The organism is Streptomyces zhihengii (assembly GCF_016919245.1).
GTDB classification, from domain to species: domain Bacteria; phylum Actinomycetota; class Actinomycetes; order Streptomycetales; family Streptomycetaceae; genus Streptomyces; species Streptomyces zhihengii.
Map to the genome: position 1 here is coordinate 5,007,727 of NZ_JAFEJA010000001.1, position 23,094 is coordinate 5,030,820.

16 protein-coding genes are annotated in these 23,094 nt (G+C 73.5%); 7 read left to right on the plus strand and 9 right to left on the minus strand.

Annotated elements, in window-relative coordinates:
- Nucleotides 1-3 precede the first annotated feature (3 nt).
- Nucleotides 4-1,284 (minus strand): LCP family protein, encoded by a 1,281-nt coding sequence (locus JE024_RS21235; RefSeq protein ID WP_205375108.1) that lies wholly within the window; start codon nucleotides 1,282-1,284, stop codon nucleotides 4-6.
- Between the two features lie 119 nt (nucleotides 1,285-1,403).
- Between JE024_RS21235 and JE024_RS21240 the strand changes: the two genes are divergently transcribed.
- Nucleotides 1,404-1,952: an acyl-CoA thioesterase gene (locus tag JE024_RS21240; RefSeq protein ID WP_205375109.1), complete on the plus strand. Its 549-nt coding sequence runs from the start codon at nucleotides 1,404-1,406 to the stop codon at nucleotides 1,950-1,952.
- A 64-nt stretch (nucleotides 1,953-2,016) separates the two neighbouring features.
- Here the strand turns inward: JE024_RS21240 and JE024_RS21245 are convergent, their stop codons facing one another.
- Nucleotides 2,017-3,480 (minus strand): LCP family protein, encoded by a 1,464-nt coding sequence (locus JE024_RS21245; RefSeq protein ID WP_443742866.1) that lies wholly within the window; start codon nucleotides 3,478-3,480, stop codon nucleotides 2,017-2,019.
- A 133-nt stretch (nucleotides 3,481-3,613) separates the two neighbouring features.
- Between JE024_RS21245 and JE024_RS21250 the strand changes: the two genes are divergently transcribed.
- Entirely contained in the window at nucleotides 3,614-4,627 is a 1,014-nt protein-coding gene (locus JE024_RS21250; protein ID WP_205375111.1) for a glycosyltransferase family 2 protein, read from the plus strand.
- A 73-nt stretch (nucleotides 4,628-4,700) separates the two neighbouring features.
- Here the strand turns inward: JE024_RS21250 and JE024_RS21255 are convergent, their stop codons facing one another.
- The 4 genes from JE024_RS21255 to JE024_RS21270 form a co-directional block, all read right to left on the minus strand.
- A complete protein-coding gene (locus tag JE024_RS21255) occupies nucleotides 4,701-6,440 on the minus strand; it encodes an LCP family protein (RefSeq protein WP_244883018.1) in 1,740 nt (579 codons plus the stop codon).
- 49 nt (nucleotides 6,441-6,489) lie between these two features.
- The gene (locus JE024_RS21260) at nucleotides 6,490-8,262 is read right to left on the minus strand and encodes an LCP family protein (RefSeq protein ID WP_205375112.1); all 1,773 of its coding nucleotides are present in this window, start codon (nucleotides 8,260-8,262) and stop codon (nucleotides 6,490-6,492) included.
- Nucleotides 8,263-8,481: 219 nt separating this feature from the next.
- Nucleotides 8,482-10,158, minus strand: coding sequence for an LCP family protein (locus tag JE024_RS21265; RefSeq protein ID WP_205375113.1), 1,677 nt, complete (start codon nucleotides 10,156-10,158; stop codon nucleotides 8,482-8,484).
- A gap of 262 nt (nucleotides 10,159-10,420) precedes the next feature.
- Nucleotides 10,421-11,173: a TIGR03089 family protein gene (locus tag JE024_RS21270; RefSeq protein WP_205375114.1), complete on the minus strand. Its 753-nt coding sequence runs from the start codon at nucleotides 11,171-11,173 to the stop codon at nucleotides 10,421-10,423.
- Nucleotides 11,174-11,299: 126 nt separating this feature from the next.
- On the opposite strand from JE024_RS21270, the gene JE024_RS21275 reads away from it, so the two are divergent.
- From JE024_RS21275 to JE024_RS21285, 3 genes are all read left to right on the plus strand, one after another.
- Nucleotides 11,300-12,586: a peptidoglycan recognition protein family protein gene (locus JE024_RS21275; RefSeq protein WP_205375115.1), complete on the plus strand. Its 1,287-nt coding sequence runs from the start codon at nucleotides 11,300-11,302 to the stop codon at nucleotides 12,584-12,586.
- A 91-nt stretch (nucleotides 12,587-12,677) separates the two neighbouring features.
- Nucleotides 12,678-13,769: a mannose-1-phosphate guanylyltransferase gene (manB, locus tag JE024_RS21280; RefSeq protein ID WP_205375116.1), complete on the plus strand. Its 1,092-nt coding sequence runs from the start codon at nucleotides 12,678-12,680 to the stop codon at nucleotides 13,767-13,769.
- A gap of 22 nt (nucleotides 13,770-13,791) precedes the next feature.
- Nucleotides 13,792-14,787 (plus strand): DNA-3-methyladenine glycosylase family protein, encoded by a 996-nt coding sequence (locus tag JE024_RS21285; RefSeq protein WP_205375117.1) that lies wholly within the window; start codon nucleotides 13,792-13,794, stop codon nucleotides 14,785-14,787.
- A gap of 397 nt (nucleotides 14,788-15,184) precedes the next feature.
- Here the strand turns inward: JE024_RS21285 and JE024_RS21290 are convergent, their stop codons facing one another.
- The 3 genes from JE024_RS21290 to JE024_RS21300 all read right to left on the minus strand — a co-directional run bounded on the left by JE024_RS21290 (nucleotide 15,185) and on the right by JE024_RS21300 (nucleotide 18,059).
- Nucleotides 15,185-16,525: a coenzyme F420-0:L-glutamate ligase gene (locus tag JE024_RS21290; RefSeq protein WP_205375118.1), complete on the minus strand. Its 1,341-nt coding sequence runs from the start codon at nucleotides 16,523-16,525 to the stop codon at nucleotides 15,185-15,187.
- Complete coding sequence (gene cofD / locus JE024_RS21295) at nucleotides 16,522-17,478, minus strand: 2-phospho-L-lactate transferase (protein WP_205375119.1); 957 nt, start codon at nucleotides 17,476-17,478, stop codon at nucleotides 16,522-16,524. Before cofD ends, JE024_RS21290 begins: the two co-directional genes overlap by 4 nt.
- Nucleotides 17,479-17,564: 86 nt before the next feature.
- Nucleotides 17,565-18,059, minus strand: a complete 495-nt coding sequence (locus JE024_RS21300) for a cysteine dioxygenase (RefSeq protein WP_205375120.1) — start codon at nucleotides 18,057-18,059, stop codon at nucleotides 17,565-17,567.
- Between the two features lie 683 nt (nucleotides 18,060-18,742).
- Here JE024_RS21300 and JE024_RS21305 point away from each other — a divergent pair.
- Both JE024_RS21305 and JE024_RS21310 read left to right on the plus strand, forming a co-directional pair.
- On the plus strand, nucleotides 18,743-19,006 hold the full coding sequence (locus tag JE024_RS21305) for a WhiB family transcriptional regulator (RefSeq protein WP_018846780.1): 264 nt from the start codon (nucleotides 18,743-18,745) through the stop codon (nucleotides 19,004-19,006).
- Between the two features lie 296 nt (nucleotides 19,007-19,302).
- Nucleotides 19,303-23,094 (plus strand): glycosyltransferase family 2 protein, encoded by a 3,792-nt coding sequence (locus JE024_RS21310; RefSeq protein ID WP_205375121.1) that lies wholly within the window; start codon nucleotides 19,303-19,305, stop codon nucleotides 23,092-23,094.

Sequence of the window (23,094 nt, forward strand, 5' to 3'; positions counted from 1 at the left end):
GCGTCACTTGCCGGTGACGGTCACCGGTTCGTCGTTCTGGATCTGCTTCACGAGCTGCTGCACCTTCGCCTTGTCCCAGACGAGGTTGCCGCCGCGGCTGCCGGAGATCGGGATGTTCATCGACTTCCCGTCGCCGCTGCTGACGCCCTTCATCGCGAAGAACATCGACCCCAGGTTCCACAGGGACATGTCCTTGTCGACGATCAGGGTGTCCAGACCGGCGCCGAGCGTCGGGTACAGCTTGAACGGGTTGAGGATCGTGCCCGGCGTCGCCGCCTGGTTCGCCAGCGTGGAGAGGAACTTCTGCTGGTTCTTCGTCCGGTCCAGGTCGCTGCCCGCGAAGGCGTACCGGGTGCGGACGAAGGCGAGGGCCTGCTCGCCGTCGAGGGTCTGCTTGCCCGCCTGGAAGTCGGCCCCGGACTTCTTGTCCTTGAACCCCTTCTCGATGTCCATCTCGACACCGCCGAGCGCGTCCACGATGTTCGCGAAGCCGGCGAAGCCGATCTCCGCGTAGTGGTCGATGCGCAGGCCGGTGTTGTGCTCCACGGTGCGGACCAGCAGCTCCGGCCCGTCCTCCGCGTACGCGGCGTTCAGCTTGACCCGGCGGCCGGTGCCCGGGAACGTCTTGCCCGACTCCGAGCCGACGAACGTCGGTATCTCGACGTCCGAGTCACGGGGGAGCGAGATCATGGTGTTCCCGCTGCCGCAGGCGGCGAGGATCATCATCGAGTCCGTCCGCTTGCCCTCGGCGGAACCGGTGTGGAGCTTCTTCTTCTCCTCGGCGGACATGCCCTCACGGCTGTCCGAGCCGACGATCAGGTAGGTGGTGCAGTCGCCCTCCGCCGGCCGCTCGACGACCTTGGAGAGATCGACCTCGCGCCGCACCTTGCCGTCGGCCCAGAAGTAGGTGCCGATCGTCGTGCCCAGCACGGCGACCAGTACGACGATCGAGCCGACCTTGAGGCGCTTGCGCCAGTCCGGCGCGGGTCTGCCGGGCCGCCCGTACGGGTCGCCGCCCTGCGGCGGGACGCCGCCGTGGCCCCCGCCCGCGGGGGAGCCGTAGACCTGGCCGGTGTTGTAACCGCTGTCGTAGCCGGGCTCGGCGTAGCCCTGGTCCTGGCCGCGCTGCTGCGGCGGAACCGAGCTGCGCGGCGGGTTCGCCGGGCGCTGGACATGGCGCATCACACGGGCGCTCTCGGGCTGCTGCCCGGCGCTGCCGCGCCCGTAGCCGCGTCCGTCGCCGTTGCCGCCCTCGGCGGTCCATCCGTTCGGCCAGTCGTTCATGCGGAACAGTGTGCCGGGGGTGGGCCCCGGCCCGACAGAGCGGGTGGGAAATCACACCAGGGCTGTAGCGAAGCTGATGCAATGAGGACGGGCCCGCGCCCCGGCATAAGGTGGACGCCATGACAGATCAGGCCCCCCGCCCGGAGAGCGACATCCCGGGCAAGCCCACCGAGGCGTCCCGCACCACCCTCAGCCACATCATGACCGGCAACGACACGAACCTCCTCGGCACGGTGCACGGCGGCGTGATCATGAAGTTGGTGGACGACGCGGCGGGCGCCGTCGCAGGGCGCCACTCCGGCGGACCGGCGGTCACCGCCTCCATGGACGAGATGGTCTTCCTGGAGCCGGTCAGGGTCGGCGACCTGGTGCATGTGAAGGCCCAGGTCAACTGGACGGGGCGGTCCTCGATGGAGGTCGGCGTCCGGGTCATGGCCGAGCGGTGGAACGAGTCGACCCCCGCCCAGCAGGTCGGCTCCGCCTACCTCGTCTTCGCGGCCGTGGACGCCGACGGCCGGCCCCGGCAGGTCCCGCCCGTGGTCCCGGAGACGGAGCGCGACCGGCGCCGCTACCAGGAGGCCCAGATCCGGCGCACCCACCGGCTCGCCCGCCGGCGCGCGATCAGGGAGCTGCGCGAGAAGCGCGCCGCCGAGGGCATCGACGACTGAGGCCGTCGCCGGCCGAGAGCACAGGCTCCCGGGGACGCGGATCCGCGCCCCCGGGAGCGCCGTTCTACGGGCAGACCACCTGGTCGCCCGTGACCGCGCCGAACTCGCCCTGACGGCGGTCCTCCGCCCGCACGGGCGTCACCCCGTCGAAGTCCGAGCCCGCCATCACCTTCATCGTCGGACCCTGGCCCCGCACCGGCCGCAGCTCGCAGCCGCCCAGCGCCGTCCCCAGCGACTTCGCCGAACGGTCCCAGCGCGGGTCGTACGTCACATAGGTGCGCTTCACGGCGCCGTCGCCGCCGTTCAGCGGGGACCGCGTGGTGAGGAAGCCCGTCCCGCGCAGCGCCGTGTCCACCTGCTCGCCCAGACCGTCGGAGCGGGTGCCGTTGTAGACCTGGACACGGATCTGCGAGGGCGAGACGTCGACCAGGGTCGCCTTCGGCCGCCGCGGCCGCTGCACGGCGATCGGCTTGTCGTCCCGGATGAGCTGGAACAGCTTGCGCGACTTCGCGTCGTCCCACTTCACCGTCGAGCCGACGCCCTTGACCACGTGGCTCACGTCACCGACCGGCACCGAGGTGAACTCCGACGACGCCGCGGAGAACCCGCGCATCGCCTTGCCGAGGGCGAGCATCTGGTCCGTGCCGAAGTCCTTGTCCGCGCGCACCGAGCCGAGCACGGTGGAGGTGACCTTGCGCAGCTTCACCGGGTTCAGCAGCACGCCACTGCCGGTGGCCCGGTCGACGAGGGCGGCCACGAAGCGCTGCTGGCGCTGCATGCGCCCGAGGTCGGCCGCCCCGTCGATGTGCCGCGAGCGCACGTACTGCAACGCCTGGCCGCCGGTCAGCTCATGGGTGCCGACGGGCAGGTCGAGGCCGGTGTACGAGTCCTTCATGGGGCGGGCCGTGCAGATCCGGACGCCGCCCACGGCGTCCACGGTCCGCATGAAGCTGGTGAAGTCGACCTCCAGGTAGTGGTCGATCTTCACCCGGGTCATGTGCTCCACCGTCCGCACGGTCAGGGCCGGGCCGCCCTCGGAGTACGCGGCGTTCAGCTTCACCGGGTGCTTCTCGTGGCGCTTGCCGGTGGTCGCGTCGGTGTGCTCGGGGATCTCCGCGTAGCTGTCCCGGGGCAGGCTCACCACACTGGCGCGCTCCCGGTCGGCGGAGATGTGCACCAGCATGATCGTGTCGGTGCAGCGGCACCCCGCGCCGCCGAGCTTGTACTTCTTCTTCTCCTCGGCCGTGATCCAGTCCCGGCCGTCGGTGCCCACCAGCAGGATGTTGGTGCCGTGGCCGCCGCCGGGCCTGTTCTTCATGTCACGGAAGGGATCGACCCGCTCGATGCCCGTCTCCAGGCTCGACACGACCATGTGCCCGATGCCGCCGACGCCGAGCACCAGCACCGAGAGCGAGGTCACGATCCGGGCGCCCCAGCGGGGCCGTCTCGCCCGGGGGGCGGGGCGGCGGCCGGGCACCGGCCGCGCGGGCCGGGGGGCCGGACGCCTGGGACGGGGCGGTGGGGGCAAGGGACACCTCCGCAAAGGACGGGATCCTGCACCGGGACCGACGGCAGGGAATCCTGAGCACCGTAGGCCCATACGATCTGCGACACCGGCCGCCGCGCCTGGGGGTCCCCCGTTCGCGGTAACGTGGCGGGCGATGAACGCCACGCCGCCTGTTTCCGTGATCATGCCGGTCCTCAACGAGGAGCGGCACCTGCGCAACTCGGTCCGTCACATCCTCGAGCAGGAGTACGACGGCGAGATGGAGGTGGTGATCGCGCTCGGACCGTCCACGGACCGTACCGACGAGATCGCCGCAGAACTCGTGCGCGAGGACCCCCGCGTCCACACCGTGCCGAACCCGACCGGCCGCACCCCGGCCGCGCTGAACGCCGCCATCAAGGCGTCGCGCCACCCGATCGTCGTCCGCGTCGACGGCCACGGCATGCTGTCGCCGAACTACATCGCCACCGCCGTGCGCCTCCTGGAGGAGACCGGCGCCCAGAACGTCGGCGGCATCATGCACGCCGAGGGCGAGAACACCTGGGAGGACGCGGTCGCCGCGGCCATGACGTCGAAGATCGGCGTGGGCAACGCGGCCTTCCACACGGGCGGCGCCGCCGGCCCCGCGGAGACCGTGTACCTGGGCGTCTTCCGCCGTGAGGCGCTGGAGCAGCAGGGCGGCTACAACGTGGAGTTCATCCGCGCCCAGGACTGGGAGCTGAACTTCCGGATCCGCGAGGCGGGCGGCCTGATCTGGTTCTCGCCCGAGCTGCGGGTCCAGTACCGTCCCCGCCCCTCGGTGCGCGCGCTGGCCAAGCAGTACAAGGACTACGGCCGCTGGCGCCATGTCGTCGCCCGCTACCACGCCGGCTCCATCAACCTGCGCTACCTCGCCCCGCCGGTGGCCGTGTGCGCCATCGCCGCCGGGCTGGTCGTGGGCGCGGCGGTCACGCCCTGGGCGCTGGTGGTGCCCGGCGGCTACCTCGCGGCCATCGCCGCGGGCTCGGTCCCGGCGGGCAAGGGGCTGCCCCTCGCGGCCCGGCTGAAGATCCCCGTCGCCCTCGCCACCATGCACATGTCCTGGGGCTACGGCTTCCTGACCAGTCCGCGCTCGCTCGCGAAGAAGGTCATCGCCAGCCGCCGTCCCCCGGTGAGCACCGCGGCCTGAGACACCCCCGCCGTACGACGCCGGCCCGCCCCCTGCGCAGGGGGCGGGCCGGCGTCGTACGGCGGGTGCGGGATCAGAAGCGGTAGGGCCAGTAGATGTCCATGCACTCGCCCTTGTTGTCGCCCATGACCGTCTCGGTGTTCTTCGGCGGTCCGGAGGCCGGGTCGGCCTTCGGGAAGGTGTTCCCCGTCCGCCAGTCGGCGCCGACCACCAGGGTCACGCCGGACACGTCGGCCGACTTCTTCACCGCGCTCGTGGGGACGCCCAGGGCCTTGGCCACGGCGTGCGCGTCGCCCTCCAGGTCGGCGCTCGGGAACAGGAGCTGGGTGCGCTTCTGCGACTCGGGGGTGGCGTCCGCCTTGGCCCCCGTGAAGCCCTTCTCCGCCAGCAGCCCGGCCACGGTGGCCGCCCGGCGCTGCGTGGGCTGCTGCGTGGTGGAGCCGGTGCCGTTGCGGACCATGATCCCGATGTCCGCCGGGTCGGCGGCCGGGTCCTTGGGCGCGGCCGGCTTCTTCGCCTCGGACGTGGGCTCCTTGCCGTCCACGGGGAGGTCCTCGCGCAGCATCTCCCAGAGGCGCTCGGCCTCACCCGGGGCGGGCAGCACATGCGCGTTCGGGTTCTGCGGGTCGGGGATGCGCGGCATCGTCAGCATCGCGATACGGCTGGTGGGCACGTCCTTGAGCGTCATGCTGAGGTCGAACAGCTTCTTGACGGTGCCGATCTCCTGCGAGACCTGGAGCGACTTGGTGGCCGTCTCCGCGAGGTCCATGAGCTGACCGGTGTCCGTGAAGGCGTTCTGGTCCTTCAGCTTGCGGATGACCGAGTTCATGTACATGTGCTGGGCCTTGGAGCGGCCGAAGTCGCTCTCGAAGGCGTGGCGGGTGCGCAGCCACTGGAGCGCCTGCTCGCCCTGGATCGGCCAGGTGCCGGCCTTGAGCCGCAGCCCGGAGCCGCCCGGGACACCGGGCTTGGGGCCGTCGTAGACGTTCTGCCGGACGCAGACGTCGGCGCCGCCGATCGCGTCCGCCATCGAGACCACGCCCGCGAAGTCGACCATCATCCAGTGGTCGATGTAGACCCCGGTGAGCTCCTGCCAGGTGGCCAGCGTGCAGCCGGCGCCGCCGCGCTGGAGCGTCGCGTTGATCAGGTCGCGGGTGGCGGGGAAGTTCTCCTTGGTCTTCGGGTCGGTGCACTTGGGGATGTCGACCTTGGTGTCGCGCGGGATGGAGACGACCGACGCGTTCTTGCGGTCGGCCGACACGTGCAGCAGCATCTGCACATCCGCGAGCGGCTTCGCCCCGACGCTCTTCTTCGAACCGCCGAGCTTGAGGTTGGCGGCGGTGTTCCGGCTGTCCGAGCCGATGAGCAGCACGTTGAGCGGGGTCTGCCCGGCCGCGTTGGGCGCGGTCTTGCGCACGTCGGAGTCGGCGGCGCTCCGTTCGCCCTTGCGGATGTTGCTGTTCAGGTGCTCGTAGTACAGGTAGCCCGCTCCTGCGGTGCCGAGGATCAGCACCGCCAGCGACAGCGCGATCAGGCGCCCTATCCGGCGCTTCCCGCGTTTCGCACGGCGTCGCGGAGCCCCGCCGCGCCGGTGCGAGCCGCCCCGCGGATCCGCCGCCGTGCCGTCGGCCGTGTCCTCGCCGTCGCCGTGGCCGTCGCCGTCGGCGCCGGTCCGGGCGCCGCCGGGCGCCCTGCGGCTGCCCGGGACGCGTCCGCCCTCCTCGTACAGGCTCTCGTCCCAGCCGAAATCGCCGGGTTCCGGTTGAGGCCCGCGCTGACGCGTTCCCTCCCCACGGACCTTGCTCTGTCCCACCCCAAGCCCCCCTGTGTTCAGGCTCTCCCCGATGAGCCCGGTTCCGATGTCACGCGGCGCAGATCTTCTTGTCCGCCTGCACCGCGTCGTCCGGCGCCTTTGCCGGACCGGTGATGGGCACCCCCGCGCCCTTGAAGTCCGGGCCGAGGGTCAGCGTCATCGCTTCCAGCCCCTCGGCGTCGGTCGTGCCCGGCTTGAGCGCCGTGGCGGGCAGGCCCATCAGGTCCGCGAGCTTGCGGGCCTGGTCGGCCTGGTTGGGCGCGTACACCAGCGTCGTCTGCGAGACGTCCGCGGGCGCGTTGCCCTTGTTGGTGGACTTCAGGACACCCTCGGTGTTCTGGAGCCAGTCCAGCGTCTTCTGGGCGGCGCCCTGCGGGCCACCGCCGTTGAGCACGTCCACACGGACGCCGGAGGCCTCCGCCCTGGTTCCCTCCAGCAGCTTGGCCTGCTCGGCCTGAGCGGCCTGCTGCTTCTCCTTCTTCTGCGCCTCGACCTCGGTCAGCGAGATGTCGTTCTTGACCATCGAGAACAGCGAGTCCGCCTTGGACGGGTTCAGGATGACCGTGGCCTTGACCTTCTCCGCCGGGTTGTCCAGCACCGGGACGGTGGCGAAGGTCAGGTTCTTCATGTCGAACTTGCCGAGTTCCAGGCCGAGATCGCGGAGCTTCCCTATGTCGTCGATCTTCGAGTCGACCGTCAGCGCCTTGGTGCCCGCCTCGGCGAGCTTGACCAGCTTGGTGGGGCTGGTGAGCGTGTCGTTCGACTTCAGGGTGCGCATCAGCGAACTGAGGAACTGCTGCTGGATCTTGATCCGGTCGAGGTCGCCCTGGTTGCCGAAGGAGTGCCGGGTCCGCACGAACGCGAGGGCCTCCTCGCCCTCGATCGTGTGGTCGCCGGCCGGCAGGTTCAGATGGGAGTCCGGGTCCTTGACGTCCTTGGCGAGGCAGATCGGGACACCGCCGACGGCCGAGGTCAGCGTCTTGACGGCGTTGAAGTCGGCGACCATGAAGTGGTCCATGGTGATGCCGGTCATCTCGGTGACCGTCCGCATGGTGCAGCTCGGCGTACGGCCCGCCTGGCCGAGGCTCGTGTTGAAGCGGACGCCCTGCTGACCGGGGATGACCTTGGTGGAGCCGTCCTCCTGCGTCGTCGGGCAGTCCGGGATGTCCGTGATGAGGTCACGGGGGATGCTCAGCGCCGTCGCGTTGGTGCGGTCCTTGGACACGTGCAGCAGCACGGTGGTGTCCGCGTGGCCGGGGCTGTTCTTGTCGCCGTAGCCCTCGTTGCCCGCGCCGGTGCGCTTGTCCGTGCCGATCAGCAGGATGTTGATCGCCCGGTCCTTGCTGAAGCCGCCGGTGCCCGCGTTGTCGTCCGGGACGGACGTGATGTTCGAGTTCAGGTGCTCGTAGTACAGGTAGCCCGCGCTCGCCGTGCCGACCATCAGCAGCGCGAGGCCGCCGCCGGTCCACAGCAGCACCTTCTTCTTGCGCGAGCCCGCCGGCTTGCGCTTGCGCCGCCCGGCCTGCGGCGGGACGCGGTCACCGCCGCCGGCCCGCCTGCTGCGCTGGACGGGCACCTCGGCGGCCCGCTCCTCCCCGCCCTGCTGCCTGCGGCGGGTGGCCGTGCGCGAGGGCGCGGCCGCCTCGTCCGCCGGAGCGGCGCCCCGCGCGGCTCTTCTTGCGCCCGCGGGCCGGGAGGAGGAAGCTGACGACTGCGGTGCGGATTGGTCCAGTCGCAGTTCGTAGTTGCCGGTCTGCGGGTTCATGACCCACTGGTCGGCGGGGTCGATGTCCTCCGCCCGGCCACGGCTTTGCGCATCCACGGTTGTTTGAGTCCTCCGTCGGTGCCACGCGAGGCGCCTCCCCCCAGGCGCTCGGTCCTTCGATCCAGCAGTGCGCGACATGGGGTCACAAGCACCGGATCGCGTCACACTATCCGCCCAGTTCAGCGTCGAGCGACGTGCGTGACAAATTCCTCACCCCTTACAAGCGGGCAATCCGCCCAATCCCTCCGCGCTTCCGTCCGGTGCTTGGCCATTGCTTTACCCGCAGGTGCCGTCGGCCGCGTTGGTGCCGGAGAACGTCGGGTCCGGCGAAGGGCTCTCGCCCGCCGCGTCGGCCGCCTCCTTCTCCTCCTTCGGGACGACCGTCACGGGGGTGTCCTCCCGCAGCCGCTCGAACAGCTCACTCGCCTCCGGCTCCACCAACTCGTCCCGGTTGGGATCGAGATGGTAGGGCTGGCGCGGGACGGTAAGGAATTGCACCTTTTCCGTCGGAACGTCCCGCAGGGAGCGGGTGAGGTCGTACAGATCCTTCAACGAGTCGAGGCCCGGGTCGGTCGTGATCGACTTGGTGGCCGCGTCGAGCACCGGGTAGAGCCGGGTCGGATTCAGCAGGACACCGTTGCTCTGCACCTTCTTCACCAGGGCGCCGAGGAACTGCTGCTGCCGCTCCATCCGTTCGGTGTCGCTGCCGTCCCCGAGGGTCTTGCGGGCCCGTACGAAGCCGAGCGCCTCCTCGCCGTGCAGCGTCTGCCGTCCGGCCGCGAGCTTCAGCCGGGCCGCCTTGTCGTCGATCGGCTCCGGCAGGCAGATCTCGACCCCGTCGACCGCGTCGACCATGTCCTTGAAGCCCCGGAAGTCGATCACCATGTGGTGGTCGATGCGGACCCCGGTGAACTTCTCCACGGTACGGATGGTGCAGGCCGCGCCGCCGAACTGGAACGCCCAGTTGAACTGCGCGATCTGCTCCCGGGTCCGCTTCCCGTCCGGCTTGCGGCAGCTCGGGATGGTGACCATCAGGTCGCGCGGCACCGACATCGCGGTGGCGCTCTTCCGGTCGGCGGCGATGTGCAGCAGGATCGTGGTGTCGCTGCGCTGGCTCCCGCCGCCGCCCTCGTCCTTGCCGTACCGGTCGTTGCCCTCGCCCTCGCGGGTGTCGGAGCCCATCAGCAGGATGTTCTCCGCGCCGGTCGCGACCGAGGCGGGCCGCTCCCGCTCGTACGTCTTCAGTTCCGCCGCGGCCGAGGTGTCGGTGGTGATGTTGGCGTCGAGCTTCCGGTAGAACCACCAGCCGGCTCCGGCGGCCGCCAGCACGACGACGGACGTCCCGAGCGCTGCCCACCGCAGCCAGTGCCGCTTCCGGGGCGCGCCGCCGTCACCGGCCCCGCCCCCGCCCGCCGGGGGGTCGCCCCCGTCCGCCGGCGGCTCACCGCCGCCGCCGCCGGAGGGGGTGGCGGTGTCCTTGGCGGGGTCCTCGGGGGCCGGGCCGGTGTCACGGGCGTCGGCTCCGCCTTCGGGGGTGGCGGTGTCCTTGGCGGGGTCGTCGGGGGCCGGGCCGGTGTCACGGGCGTCGGCTCCGCCTTCGGGGGTGGCGGTGTCCTTGGCGGGCTCGTCGGGGGCCGGGCCGGCGTCACCGGAGTCGGCGGCCGCGGGAGTCGCGTCGTCCGCGGAGCCGCCGGCCGCCGGGACGGTGGCGTCGCCGGGGGGCTCCTCCGCGGGCTCGGTGTCCTCGGTGGGCTCGGGCGCGCCGCTCGCGTGGGTGTCCGCCGGGCCGGCGTCCGCCGGGGGGCTGGTGTCGGCGGGGGTCTTCACGGAGGCGGGGGCGTCCGCCGCGGGGGCGGGCTCCGCCCCCGCGGCGCCGGAGCCGCCGTCCGCGTCCGCCGCGTCCGCGGTCCCTTCCGCAGGCGTGCCAGCCTTGTCCGTCACGTGTGGGTCCATCCTTCATGGCGTCGGCAGCGCGCTGGGCCGCCGATCGCTGGTCTAGACGGCTGAACCCGGCGCTTGGTTGTGCATGGAAACGTCCTTGTCGCCGATCATCCACCGCAGTTGACCCCCGGGCCGGGAGGGCTCGGCCCTGATGTGCGCCACTTGAGTGGAATGCGGAGGCTTGTCGTACCGCGACCGCACCGCGGGGCACGCCGCACCGCAGGGCACGCCGCACCCACGGGAGGCCGCACCCGCCGTCACCCCAGGAGAAGCCTCACCGCACGGTGAGGCTCACCCGCTCGCTCTCCACGCGCTTCGCCAGCCCGTCGTCCGACAACTCGCCGAGGTTGCGGCACAGTACGACCGAGGCCCCGGCGGCCAGCGGGGCGAACAGTCCGGTGCCGACCCCTTCCCAGGTGTCGTAGCCCAGACCCGACAGCACCCGCCCCCCGGCGTCCAGCCCGAGCCGCCGCGCGTCCGCACGCGCGCGCTCCACGAGTTCGGCCCCCGTCATCGAGACCCCGGCCACCGTCAGCGCCTCGGCCTCCGGGTCCACCGGCGCGTACGGGGCGAAGCGGTCGCCCTGACTCGGCACCTCCACCGCGTAGTCGGCCCAGCCCGCGGGCGGGGTGGTGAAGCGGCGGCCCATCGGCGCGAGGGACAGCGCGATCCGCTCGCCCCGGCAGGCGAGCCCGTCCTCGAACCGGCCGGGCCCGGCGACCACATGGTCCGCGGCGGCCGGGTCGCCGCCGATGTCGGCGACCACCCCGACCGACGAACACGCCAGCAGCCACACGGCACTCTGCCAGTGCGCCGGCACCAGCAGCGCCAGGCGTTCGCCCGGCTCCGCGGACATCTCGCCCTGGAGCAGATTGGCGGTCTTCGCCACCCAATTGGCGAAGGTGGCGACGGACAATTCGACGCGCTCACCGGTGGCGTCGTCGTAGAAAGTGACCAAAGGGCGCGCCGGGTCCGCGGCGAGCGCGGATCGCAGCAGGTCGGCAGGGGTACGGTCGCTGGCGTTCATCCGCGCAACAGTACGCCGGGCGCCGCCCCGCGGCGGCCGTGCCGGCGGACGCGTACCCCGGTCGGCCGGACGCCCGCCCCCGTTCCCGGCGGGCGAAGCCGCCACGCCGCTTCCAGGATCCTTGGCATGCGTGGATACCTGGCATCTTCGATCTCCGTGGCGTGCGCCGCCGCGCTCGCCCTCCCGCTCACCCTCACGACGGGCGCCGCCGCGGCGCCCCACCGGGCGCCGGACGTACCCGGAAGCACCCAGTCACTCCCACTTCGCTCACTCGCCCAAACCCCCTCGGACCGTGCGCGGGGCGCCGCCCCGCAGGGCCTGCCGCGCCGGGCCGTCGAGCCGTTCTCGCTGCTCGGCCTGGTCTGGGAGAACGCCGCCGCCGAACTCGACGGCACCGTCGAGGTCCGCACCCGGGCCGTCGCCACCGGCGCCTGGACGGCCTGGCAGCAGGTCGAGACCCACAACGGCGACCATGCCGCCGACCCCGGCACCGCCGAGAGCGAGTCCGGCCGCGTCCGCGGCTCCACCGCACCCCTGTGGGTCGGCGCGTCCGACGGCGTCGAGGTACGGGTGCGGCAGGCGGACGGCAGCACCACCGAACTCCCCGAGGGCATGCGCCTCGAACTCGTCGACCCCGGCGACGACCCCCCGGCCGCGGGCAACGGCGCCCAGGGCCCCGCCCCCGGCGGCGCGACCGGCCGGACACCCGTCGGCGGCCTGGAGATCCCGGAGCTCAACCAGCTCGACACCGAGGCCGAGGCGGCCGCTTCGGGCGACCTCGTCGTGGACGCGAAGGCCGCCAAGCCCTACATCGGCGCCCGTCCCCGGATCGTCACCCGCAAGGGCTGGGGCGCCGACGAGTCGCTGCGGGAGAAGAGCTTCGTCTACACCTCGACGGTGAAGGCCGCCTTCGTCCACCACAGCGCCACCGGCAACAACTACACCTGCGCCCAGGCGCCCTCCGTTATCCGCAGTATGTACCGCTACCACGTCAAGAGCAGTGGCTGGCGGGACCTCGGCTACAACTTCGCCGTCGACAAGTGCGGAAACATCTACGAGGGCCGGGCGGGAGGCGTGGCCAAGCCGGTGCTCGGTGCCCACACCCTCGGTTTCAACACGAAGAGCACCGGTATCGCCGTACTCGGGACGTACAGTTCGTCCAATCCGCCGGCGGCGGCGGTGACCGCGGTCGCCAAGCTGACCGCGTGGAAGCTCGGGCTGCACGGGATCAACCCCAAGGGCAAGGTGACCCTCACCTCGGGAGGAAGCGGAAAGTACGCCAAGGGCAAGAAGGTCGCCATGAACGCCGTCGCCGGCCACCGGGACGGCTTCGTCACGGACTGCCCGGGCAGCCGCCTCTACGGCAAGCTCGGCACCATCCGCTCGGCATCGGCCTCCTACCAGGGCCGCTGACCCGCCCCTGCGGGGCCGCGCGGAGTGCCTGCATAAACTGGCCGGTCCAACCAGCGACCGTGCCCGGCCCCAGCAGGAAGCAGAGACCGCATTGAACCAGGCCCCAGAAGCCATTCTCCTGGTCGGAGGCAAGGGCACCCGGCTGCGTCCGCTCACCGTCCGCACACCCAAGCCGATGGTGCCGGCAGCCGGTGTCCCCTTCCTCACCCACCAGCTGGCGCGGGCCCGGGCGGCCGGCGTCGAGCACATCGTGCTCGCCACCTCCTACCTGGCCGAGGTCTTCGAGCCGTACTTCGGCGACGGCTCCGACCTCGGCCTGCACATCGAGTACGTCACCGAACGCGAACCGCTGGGCACCGGCGGCGCGATACGCAACGTCGCCTCGCGCCTGCGCTCCGGCCCCGACGACCCGGTGCTCGTCTTCAACGGCGACATCCTCACCGGCCTCGACATCCCGGCCCTCGTGGAGACCCACCGCTCCTGCGACGCGGACGTCTCCCTGCACCTCACCCGCGTCGACGACCCACGCGCCTTCGGCCTCGTGCCGACCGACGGCACGGGACGTGTCACGGCCTTCCTGGAGAAGCCGCAGACCCCCGAGGAGATCGTCACCGACCAGATCAACGCCGGCGCCTACGTCTTCCGGCGCTCCGTGATCGACGCCATCCCCACCGGCCGGCCGGTCTCCGTCGAGCGCGAGACCTTCCCCGGGCTGCTGAGCGACGGCGCCCACCTCCAGGGCATGGTCGACTCCACCTACTGGCTGGACCTCGGCACCCCGCACGCCTTCGTCCGCGGCTCCGCCGACCTGGTGCTCGGCCTCGCGCCCTCGCCCGCCGTGCCGGGCCGCCGCGGCGACCGGCTGGTGCTCCCCACCGCGCGCGTCGCTCCCGGCGCCAAGCTCACCGGCGGCACCGTCGTCGCCGAGGGAGCGGTCGTGGCGGAGGACGCCCGCATCGACGGCAGCGCCGTCCTCGCGGGCGCGGTCGTGGAGGCCGGAGCGGTGATCTTCGGCTCGCTCGTCGGCGAGGGCGCCCGCATCGGCGCCCGTACGGTGCTCTCCGGCGTGGTCGTCGGCGACGGCGCCGTCGTCGGGGCGGACAACGAGCTCAGGGACGGCGCGCGGGTGTGGTGCGACGCGGTGCTCCCCGCGGGTGCCGTCCGCTTCTCGTCCGACCAGTAGCCCGCCCAGTAGCCTGAGGCGCATGGCAGGGCGTTTCGAACCGGGCGTCCGCCGCGCGAGCGTGCGCGGCGGCGACACCCGCGTACCCGCGGGGGTCCCCCGCCAGGCGACCGCCCCGCGCACCAGGAGCTGGACGCCGCCGTGGCCCCTGGACCTCGGTCTGGTCCTCGGGCCGCTGCGGCGGGGCCCCGCCGACCCCACGTTCCGAACGACACCGGACGGCTCGGTGTGGCGGGCCACCCGTACCCCCGAGGGCCCCGGCACCCTGCGGGTCGCCCTGCGCGGCGGCACGGTCGAGGCCGAGGCGTGGGGGGACGGCGCGGTCTGGCTGCTCGACGGGCTGCCGGAGCTGCTCGGCGCGTCCGACGACCCGGACGCCTTCACCCCCCGCCACCGGCTGGTCGCCGCCTCCCGGCACCGCCGCCCGGGTCTGCGGCTGCTGCGCACCGGGCTGGTGCTGGAGTCCCTGATCCCCTCGATCCTCGAACAGAAGATCACCACCGACGAGGCGTACCGCGCCTGGCGGCTCCTCGTCCGCACCTTCGGCGAGCCCGCGCCAGGCCCCGAGACCCGGCTCCATGTGATGCCGGACCCGCGCGGCTGGGCCCTGATCCCCTCGTGGGAGTGGCACCGGGCCGGGGTGGACGACAAGCGCGCGTCGACGATCCTGCGCGCCGTGCGGGCGGCGCGGCGGCTGGAGGAGGCCGCCGCGATGCCCGCCCCCGAGGCCATGGCCCGGCTGGAGCTGATCCCCGGCATCGGCCCCTGGACCTCGGCCGAGACCGTCCAGCGCAGCAACGGCGCGGCGGACGCCGTGACCGTCGGGGACCTGCATCTGCCCCGCATCGTCGGCTACGCCCTCGCGGGCGACCGGGACGCGGACGACGCGGCGATGCTGGAGCTGCTGGCCCCGTACGAGGGGCAGCGCCACCGGGCGGCCCGGCTGATCCTCCTCTCGGGCCGCACCCCGCCCCGCCGCGAGCCCAAGATGCGCCGCGTCGACATCGCCCGCTGGTGACCTGACGGCCCCGCGGGCCGGTACGGCCGGGGACCGCGCGGCGCCGCCGCACCCGAGTTCCGCGTCGGGGCACCGCCGGCCGGGAACCTCCGCCGCGCCGGGCCGCGTCTCCACGGCCCGAGCGCCGCCCGAGCGCCGCCCGAGCGCCGGCCCGAGCGCCGGCCCGAGCGCCGGCCCGAGCGCCGGCCCGAGCGCCGGCCTGGGCGGCCTGAGCCGCCCGGGCGCCGGTCCGAGCCGGCCCGAGCGCCGGTCCGAGGCGGTCCGAGCCGCCCGGGCGGCCTGAGCCGCCCAGGGCGCCTCCGGCGCGGCGAGGCACCCCCGCCGCCGGAGGCCGCCCCGGGCCCGGTGCACCCTCCGGCGGGCCGCCCGAGCGGATCTCCCCGCGGCGCGCGATGCCTCAGCGGACCTCGACGAAGGACTCCGCGGCCCGTCCCGCGCGGGGCGGCGGGACGGACGCGGGGTGGCCGATGGCGACCGCGCCCATCGGGTCCCAGTCGGCGGGGAGCGACAGCACCTCGCGCACCACGTCCCGGCAGAACATCGTCGAGGACACCCAGGCCGACCCCAGCCGCTCGCCCGCCAGGGCGACCAGGAAGTTCTGCACGCCCGCGCCGGTGGCGACCACGAACATCTCGCGTTCGGCGGCGTCGCGCCGCTCGTCGCCGTAGGTGTGGGCGCCGTCCGCGACCAGGCAGGGCACCGCCAGGTACGGCGCGTTGCGCAGCACGTCCCCGCGCCGCACCCGCTTGGCGATCGACTCCTCGGACTTCCCGTCGCGCCGCAGGTCCGCGATCCACGCGTCGCGCATGGCGTCCAGCAGCCGCAGCCGGGAGGACGCCGACTCCAGCAGCACGAAGCGCCACGGCGTCGTGTGGTGCGGCGCCGGGGCCGTGACCGCCGCAGCGACCGCGCGGCGCACCGCGCCGCCGTCGACCGGCTCGTCGGTGAACTCGCGCACCGTGCGCCGCTGCGTCACGGCTTCGCGGACCGCCTCCGAGGTGCCGAGCCGGAACATGTCGTCCCGGGAGTCGCGCACCAGCGCCCGCGCTCCCGCCGCGCGCTCCGTGGCGGGGGCTTCGTCGTCGGTGTCGGTGGTGGGCTCGTCGGTCACCAGACGCGCCAGACCGCGCACCACCGCGACCGGCAGCCCGGCGGCCTTGCCCTTCACCAGGTCGCCCGCCGCGGCGAGTTCGTCGGCGAGGGCGACCACGGTGGCGCTGAGGGGGTTGCCGTGCGCGTCGGTCCCGCCGCGCAGATCGTCCAGCACGCGGACGCCCGCCGCACCGATGGCGACGTCGGTGAGCCCGGCACGCCAGGGCCTGCCGAAGGTGTCGGTGACCACGACGCCGACCCGGACACCGAGCGCCTCGCGCAGCCCCCGCCGGATCGCGCGGGCCGAGGCGTCCGGGTCCTCGGGGAGCAACAGCACGGTGCCGGCCGGGGTGTTGGAGGCGTCGACACCGGCGGCGGCCATGACGAGGCCCTGCCGGTTCTCCACGATCCGCAGGGTGCCGCGGCGCGCGACGACCCGGACGGTCTCCGCGTCGATGGCCGCCTCCCGGTCCGCCGCCTCGACGACCCGGCCCTCCGCCTTGCTGACGATCTTCGAGGTGACGAGCAGGATGTCGCCGTCGGCCAGCTCCGGCACCGCGGCGGCGATCAGCTTGGCCGGATCGTCACCGGGGCGGACCTCGCCGATGCCCGGCGGCGCCCACACGGTGAGCGAGGGCGCGCTCACGCCCGGACCTCCTCGGCCAGTGCCAGCGCGGCACGGGCCATCTCGGCGGTCGCGTCGGTGTCGGTCATCATCAGCGGCACCGCACGGCAGCGGATGCCCGCCGCCTCGACCTCGTCCACCACCGAGGCGTCCACGGAGTCGACCAGCCAGCCGTCGAGCAGCCCGGAGCCGTAGTGGCGGGCGACCGCGGACGCGGTGGCCTCGACGCCCACCGCCGCGAGCACCTTGTCGGCCATGCCCCGCACGGGAGCGCCGCCGACGATGGGCGAGAGGCCCACGACCGGCACGCCCGCCTCGGCGATCGCCTCGCGGATGCCGGGCACGGACAGGATCGTGCCGACGCTGACGACGGGGTTGGACGGCGGGAAGAGGATGACGTCGGCCGCGGCGATCGCCTCCAGCACGCCCGGCCCCGGCTTCGCCTGCTCCGCGCCCACCGGCACCACGGCCTCGGCGTCCACCGAGGCGCGCAGCCGGACCCAGTACTCCTGGAAGTGGACGACCCGGCGCTCGCCGTCGAGGGTGACGGCGACATGCGTCTCGACCCGGTCGTCGGACATGGGCAGCAGCCGCACGCCGGGCTTCCACCGGGCGCACAGCGCCTCGGTGACCGCGCTCAGCGGGTAGCCCGCGGCGAGCATCTGGGTGCGGACGATATGGGTCGCGAAGTCGCGGTCGCCGAGGCCGAACCACTCGGGCCCCACGCCGTAGGCGGCGAGTTCGCCCTTGACCCGGAAGCTCTCGTCCTCGCGGCCCCAGCCCTGTTCCTCGTCGATGCCACCGCCGAGGGTGTACATCACGGTGTCGAGGTCGGGGCAGACCTTCAGCCCGAACAGATGGATGTCGTCACCGGTGTTGCCGATCACCGTGACGTCCGCCCCGGGAGCCGCCTGCTTCAGGCCGCGAAGGAAACGGGCGCCGCCGATACCGCCGGCCAGAACCACAATGCGCATGCACACAGTGTCGCAGGCCGGTCACGGCCGCGGACCGGGTGGTGGCCGGGACCGGCCGCCGCCGGGGGTGCGCACCGGCTGCCGGGTCAGACGACGGCCGGTTCCGCGGTGCAGTGCGCCGCCGTGTGCATCGGCATCTGCGTCAGGCCCGGGTAGTAGACGTGGAGGCTGACGGCGCCGTCGAGGGAGTCGTTGACCACCTCGTGGGTGTAGCCGGGCGCGAAGACCCGCTGGGCCCCCTCCCGCAGCGTCCGCTCGCCGTGCGGCGTGCGCTCGGTCAGCTCGCCGGCGAGGACGGTGAGCACCCCGGAGGAGTCGCCGTGCCCGTGCAGACCGCTGCCCTGGCCGGGCACCCAGCTCAGCAGCCAGACCTCGTAGCCGGGGCCGGTGTGGAGCCGGTGGTACCACCGGGAGGTCGCGTCGTACTCGACGAGGTGCTCCCAGCGCGCCCGGTCGGCGGCGACGGAGCGGGCGAGCCCGGCGAACTCGGCCACGGTGGCCGGGTGCTCGCGGGCGGGCTGGAGCAGGTGCTGGACGGCGAGGATGTCGCCGGCGATCTGGAGGTCGCTGTCGCTGTTCATGGTGCGGGGGTCCTCGGCAGAAAGTGCTGGGTGCCGCTCGGGATGTCGGCAGACGGCCATGCGAGAGAAATCGGCAGACGGCGGTGCGAGAGGGCGTCAGTGCCCGGGTGCGGAGAGGCGGCCGGAGCGCGGGGGCGTCAACAGCCGGAACAGCAACAGCAACAGCGCGCCTGGACAGCGCCGCGGTACCCGCGGTGGCGGGTCGCGAGGTGCGCTGAGGTCGCTGGCATGGGACCAAAGGTGACGGGTCCGCTCATCGGCTGTCAACTCGATGGGCGATGTGGCGGCAATGTTTCACCCCTTTCGGTACCAGGCTCTGGAGAAAGGTTTGTGCAGCCCTCGACGAGGACAAACGCGCCAGCAGCCGGGTCCCTGGACGCGGTTGGTGCCGGGTGGCCCCGCTGTGATCCGTATCGCTTCGACGACTCGATCGCGACAGGATCACCGGGTGTGACGTCTCCCTCCCCGGAAGGGACTTCCTGCCGGGCCGTGGGCATGTGTCAGGTTTTTGGTGATTTGAACACTTTCCGCATAGCCTTGGTTCCGGAGAGTGAATACCGGGGCCAGTAGCAGATCGTGGCTTGACTCGCTCGGAGCCACACACTTGTAATTTCACTCGTGTCGTTCGGCCGAAAACGATCGCGGCAACATCACGGGGACGCATAGACAGACGAGGGGCGCACATGACCGAGCTGTTCCAGCAACTGCTGGTCGAGGACGCGGACGAGGAACTCGGCTGGCAGGAGCGCGCGTTGTGCGCCCAGACCGACCCCGAGTCCTTCTTCCCCGAGAAGGGCGGTTCCACCAGAGAGGCCAAAAAGGTCTGCCTGGCCTGTGAGGTGCGGTCCGAATGCCTGGAATACGCCCTCAACAACGACGAACGCTTCGGTATCTGGGGCGGACTGTCCGAGAGGGAGCGCCGCCGCCTCAAGAAGGCGGCGGTCTGAGCCCCCGCCGGCCGGCGGGGACCCCACGCCCGGGAGGCCGTACCACCGGCACCCGGCCGCCCCTGCGGCAACGGCCGCGACCGCGCCCGGGACCACGGCCGGGGCAGCGTTCGGGACCGCGCCCGGGACCACGGCCGCGGCAAAGAAGGACAACAGCGGACATAGCCCACGGTCCGCCGCCTGAGCCTCGCGCACAGGCGGCGGACCGTTCGTATGTCAGCCGTTAGTGTGGGCCCCCGTCCGTGACGCACCCCGCCCCTTCGGGGCGACCCCCCGGCCGGAGGCCCCGTACCTCAATGTCCGCCACCACAGCAGCGTTTGTCCCGGCACACGCGCCCGAGTTCCCGCGGCACGTCGTCACCGCCGTGCTCGTCTCCCACGACGGCGCGCGCTGGCTCCCCGACGCCCTCGCCGGGCTCCTCGGCCAGGAACGACCCGTGCAGAACGTGGTCGCCGCCGACACCGGCAGCGCCGACGCATCGGCCCAGCTGCTCACCGAGGCCCTCGGCCCCGACCGCGTCCTCCACCTCGCCCGCCGCACCGGCTTCGGCGCGGCCGTCGACGAGGCGGCCCGGACCGCCGGCGTCCTCACCCTCGACGACCTGCCGTACCTGAAGCGGCCGAGCGGCTGGGACCCGGCCACCCGGACCTGGCGGGACGACGCGTACGACATGCCCGAGCTGCCGCACGGCGAACCCGTGCAGTGGCTGTGGCTCCTCCACGACGACTGCGCGCCCGAGCCCACCGCGCTCGCCGAGCTGCTGCGCGTCGCCGACTCCGACGCGTACGCCGCCGTCGTCGGCCCCAAGCTGCGCGGCTGGTACGACCGCAAGCAGCTCCTGGAGACCGGGGTCTCCATCGCCAACAGCGGCCGCCGCTGGACCGGCCTCGACCGGCGCGAGCAGGACCAGGGGCAGCACGACCAGGTCCGTTCCGTCCTGTCGGTCTCCTCCGCCGGCATGCTCATCCGGCGCGACGTGTACGAGGAGCTGGGCGGCTTCGACCGCCGGCTGCCCCTGATGCGCGACGACGTCGACCTCTGCTGGCGCGCGCACTCGGCGGGCCACCGGGTCCTCGTCGCCCCCGACGCCGTGCTGCGGCACGCCGAGGCCGCCGCCCGCGAGCGGCGCACCGTCGACTGCGCGGGACGGTCGGTCGCCAGCCCGCACCGCGTCGACAAGGCCGGCGCCGTCTACACCCTGCTCACCAACGTCCGCGGCGTCGCCCTGCCCTGGGTCCTGCTGCGGCTGGCCGTCGGCACCGTGCTGCGCACCCTCGCCTACCTGGTCGGCAAGGTGCCCGGCCAGGCCGTGGACGAGGTCATGGGCCTGTTCGGCGTGCTGCTGCGGCCCGAACGGATCCTCGCCGGGCGCCGCAGGCGCTCCCGCAGGGCCGTCGAGGCGAGCGAGCTGCGCCCCCTCTTCCCGCCGCCCGGCGCGACCGTGCGGGCCACCGTCGAGCAGGTCGTCTCCAACTTCGGCGGATCGGACTCCGACTCCGGCGGCTCCCGGCACGGCGCGGTCGAATCGGGCCCCGGCGGCGACGACGCCGACTTCCTGGAGATCGAGCAGTTCGCCCGGCTGAAGAAGATCGCCCGCAAGCCCGGGCCGCTGCTCTTCGCCGTCCTGCTCCTCGTCTCCCTGGTCGCCTGCCGCGGACTGTTCGGCGGCGGCGCGCTCTCCGGCGGCGCCCTGCTGCCCGCGCCCGCCGACGTGTCCGGCCTCTGGGCCCGCTACGCCGACAGCTGGCACCCGGTGGGCACCGGCGGCACCCAGACCGCCCCGCCCTACCTCGCCGTGCTCGCGGTGCTGTCCTGGCTCTTCCTCGGCTCCACCGGCCTCGCGCTCACCGTGCTGCTGGTCTGCTCGGTGCCGCTCGCCGGCCTCACCGCGTACTTCGCCTCCCGGCCCATCGTCGAGTCCCGGCTGCTGCGCGCCTGGGCGAGCGTCGCCTACGCCTTCCTCCCGGCAGCCACCGGCGCCCTCGCCACCGGCCGGCTGGGCACCGCCGTCCTCGCGATCGTGCTGCCGCTCATCGCCCGCGCCGCCGTCGCCGCGCACGGCCTGCGGGCCCGCGCCGGCACCCGCGGAAGCTGGCGCGCGACCTGGGCCTACGCCCTGCTGCTGACCTTCGCCATGGCCTTCACCCCCGTGGTGTGGCCGCTGGCGCTGATCACCGGCATCGCCGTCCTCGTGCTGCGCCGCGGCGACCTCACCGCCCACCTGCTGCGCTTCCTCGCGGTCGTCGGCACCCCGATGCTGGTGCTCGCGCCCTGGTCGCTGGAACTGCTGACCAGCCCCTCGGGCTTCCTGCGGGAGGCCGGTCTCGACCTCGGCGGCGGCTCGGCGGGCGCGCTCGACCTGCTCGGGATCAGCCCCGGCGGTCCCGGGGCGGCCGGCGGCCTGCTGATGCTCGGCATCGTGGCGGCGGCGCTCGGCGCCCTGCTGCGCGGCGAGCGCACCTTCGCCATCCGCACCGCGTGGGCCGTGGCCCTGCTGGCGCTCGTGTTCGCCGTGCTCACCAACGGCTCGGGCTACGCCGGACCCGCCACGCTCGTCTACGGCATCGCCCTGCTGGCCGCCGCCGTGATCGGCGCCGAGGGCGGCCGCAGCCGCGTCGCCTCGCAGAGCTTCGGCTGGCGGCAGCCCGTCGCCGCCCTCGTCGCGCTCGCCGCGGGCCTCGCCCCGGTCGCCGCAGCGGCCGGGTGGATGCTCGACGGCGCGGCCGGCCCGCTGGGCCGCCGCGACCCCGTCCAGGTGCCCGCGTTCGTCGCGGAGGAGAGCGACACCCGCGACCAGCCCCGCACCCTGGTGCTCGGCGGCACCTCGGCCGCCACGGTCTCCTACACCCTCGTGCGCGGCTCCGGCGGACGCCTCGGCGACGCCGAGCTGGCCGAGGCCGCCGGCGGGGACCCGAGCCTGGACCGGGTCGTCGCCAACCTCGTCGCCGGCTCCGGCGCCGACCAGACCAGCCAGCTCAGCGGCTACGCGATCCGCTACATCCTCGTCCGCGACGGAGTGCCCCGCGAGACCGGCCGGGTCCTCGACGCCACGCCCGGCCTCAGCCGCCTCAGCCAGCTCGACGGCAGCGCGCTGTGGCGGGTGGACCGGCAGGTCGCCCGCGCCACGATCGTCGACGGCACCGCGGACCCGCTGCCCGTCGCCTCCGACACCGTCGGCGCCCGGGCGGACATCCCCAAGGGCGGCGCGGGCCGTGTCCTGCGCATCGCCGACCACGCCTCCGAGGGGTGGCAGGCCACCGTCGGCGGCCGGGTGCTGGAGAAGAAGACCGTCGACGGCTGGGCGCAGGGCTTCGAACTGCCCGCCGAGGGCGGCAAGCTCGTGCTCACCCACGAGGACCCGCTGACCCACACCGCCTGGGTGTGGACGCAGGGGTTCCTGGCGCTCGTCCTCGTGGTGCTGGCCCTGCCGGGCAGGCGGCGCGAGATCGACGACGACCTGCCCGCGGAGGAGGCCGCCGCGGCCGTGCCCGAGCAGGCGGAGCCGGGCGAGGGACGCAGGGCACGCAGGCTGCGCGCCCAGGCGGAGGCCGACGCCGAGGACGAGCCGCAGGGCGCGGAGCCGGAGGCGGAGCCGTACGTGCCGCAGCAGGCCGCCCCGCAGCCGCCCGACCCCGCGGACGCCTACGCGGCCGTGCCGCCCCAGCAGCAGTACGGCGGGTGGAGCGACGGCACCCAGGAGCCGTACGCGTACGGCGACGGCTACGCGAACGCCCCGGGCGCCGCGGGCGACCCGTACGGGCAGTACCCCGCGTACGGCGACGGCGGACAGCAGGGCGGCGGGCAGGGTTACCCCGGCGAGCAGTCCTACGGCGCCGACGGGTACCAGCAGCACCCGCAGCACCCGCAGTCCCCGCAGCAGAGCTACCAGGACGGCTCCTGGACCCACGGCGCGGACGGCTACCCGCAGAACGGCGCCGACGCGTACCCGCAGGGCGGGGCGGACGGCTACCCGCAGGGCGGCGGTGACGGCTACCCGCAGGACGGCCGAGGCCACGACCCGTACGGATACGGCGACCAGTACCCCGAGCCGCCCTCCCAGGCTCCCGGCACCACGCGAGGCGAGTGA

Bases quoted from the DNA above. Each gene is read 5' to 3' on its own strand.
- JE024_RS21270 (WP_205375114.1), bottom strand. From the start codon at position 11,173: ATGAACGCCAGCGACCGTACCCCTGCCGACCTGCTGCGATCCGCGCTC.
- JE024_RS21305 (WP_018846780.1), top strand. From the start codon at position 18,743: ATGACCGAGCTGTTCCAGCAACTGCTGGTCGAGGACGCGGACGAGGAA.
- JE024_RS21250 (WP_205375111.1), top strand. From the start codon at position 3,614: ATGAACGCCACGCCGCCTGTTTCCGTGATCATGCCGGTCCTCAACGAG.
- JE024_RS21240 (WP_205375109.1), top strand. From the start codon at position 1,404: ATGACAGATCAGGCCCCCCGCCCGGAGAGCGACATCCCGGGCAAGCCC.
- JE024_RS21265 (WP_205375113.1), bottom strand. From the start codon at position 10,158: ATGGACCCACACGTGACGGACAAGGCTGGCACGCCTGCGGAAGGGACC.
- JE024_RS21275 (WP_205375115.1), top strand. From the start codon at position 11,300: ATGCGTGGATACCTGGCATCTTCGATCTCCGTGGCGTGCGCCGCCGCG.
- cofD (WP_205375119.1), bottom strand. From the start codon at position 17,478: ATGCGCATTGTGGTTCTGGCCGGCGGTATCGGCGGCGCCCGTTTCCTT.
- JE024_RS21285 (WP_205375117.1), top strand. From the start codon at position 13,792: ATGGCAGGGCGTTTCGAACCGGGCGTCCGCCGCGCGAGCGTGCGCGGC.
- JE024_RS21310 (WP_205375121.1), top strand. From the start codon at position 19,303: ATGTCCGCCACCACAGCAGCGTTTGTCCCGGCACACGCGCCCGAGTTC.
- JE024_RS21300 (WP_205375120.1), bottom strand. From the start codon at position 18,059: ATGAACAGCGACAGCGACCTCCAGATCGCCGGCGACATCCTCGCCGTC.
- JE024_RS21235 (WP_205375108.1), bottom strand. From the start codon at position 1,284: ATGAACGACTGGCCGAACGGATGGACCGCCGAGGGCGGCAACGGCGAC.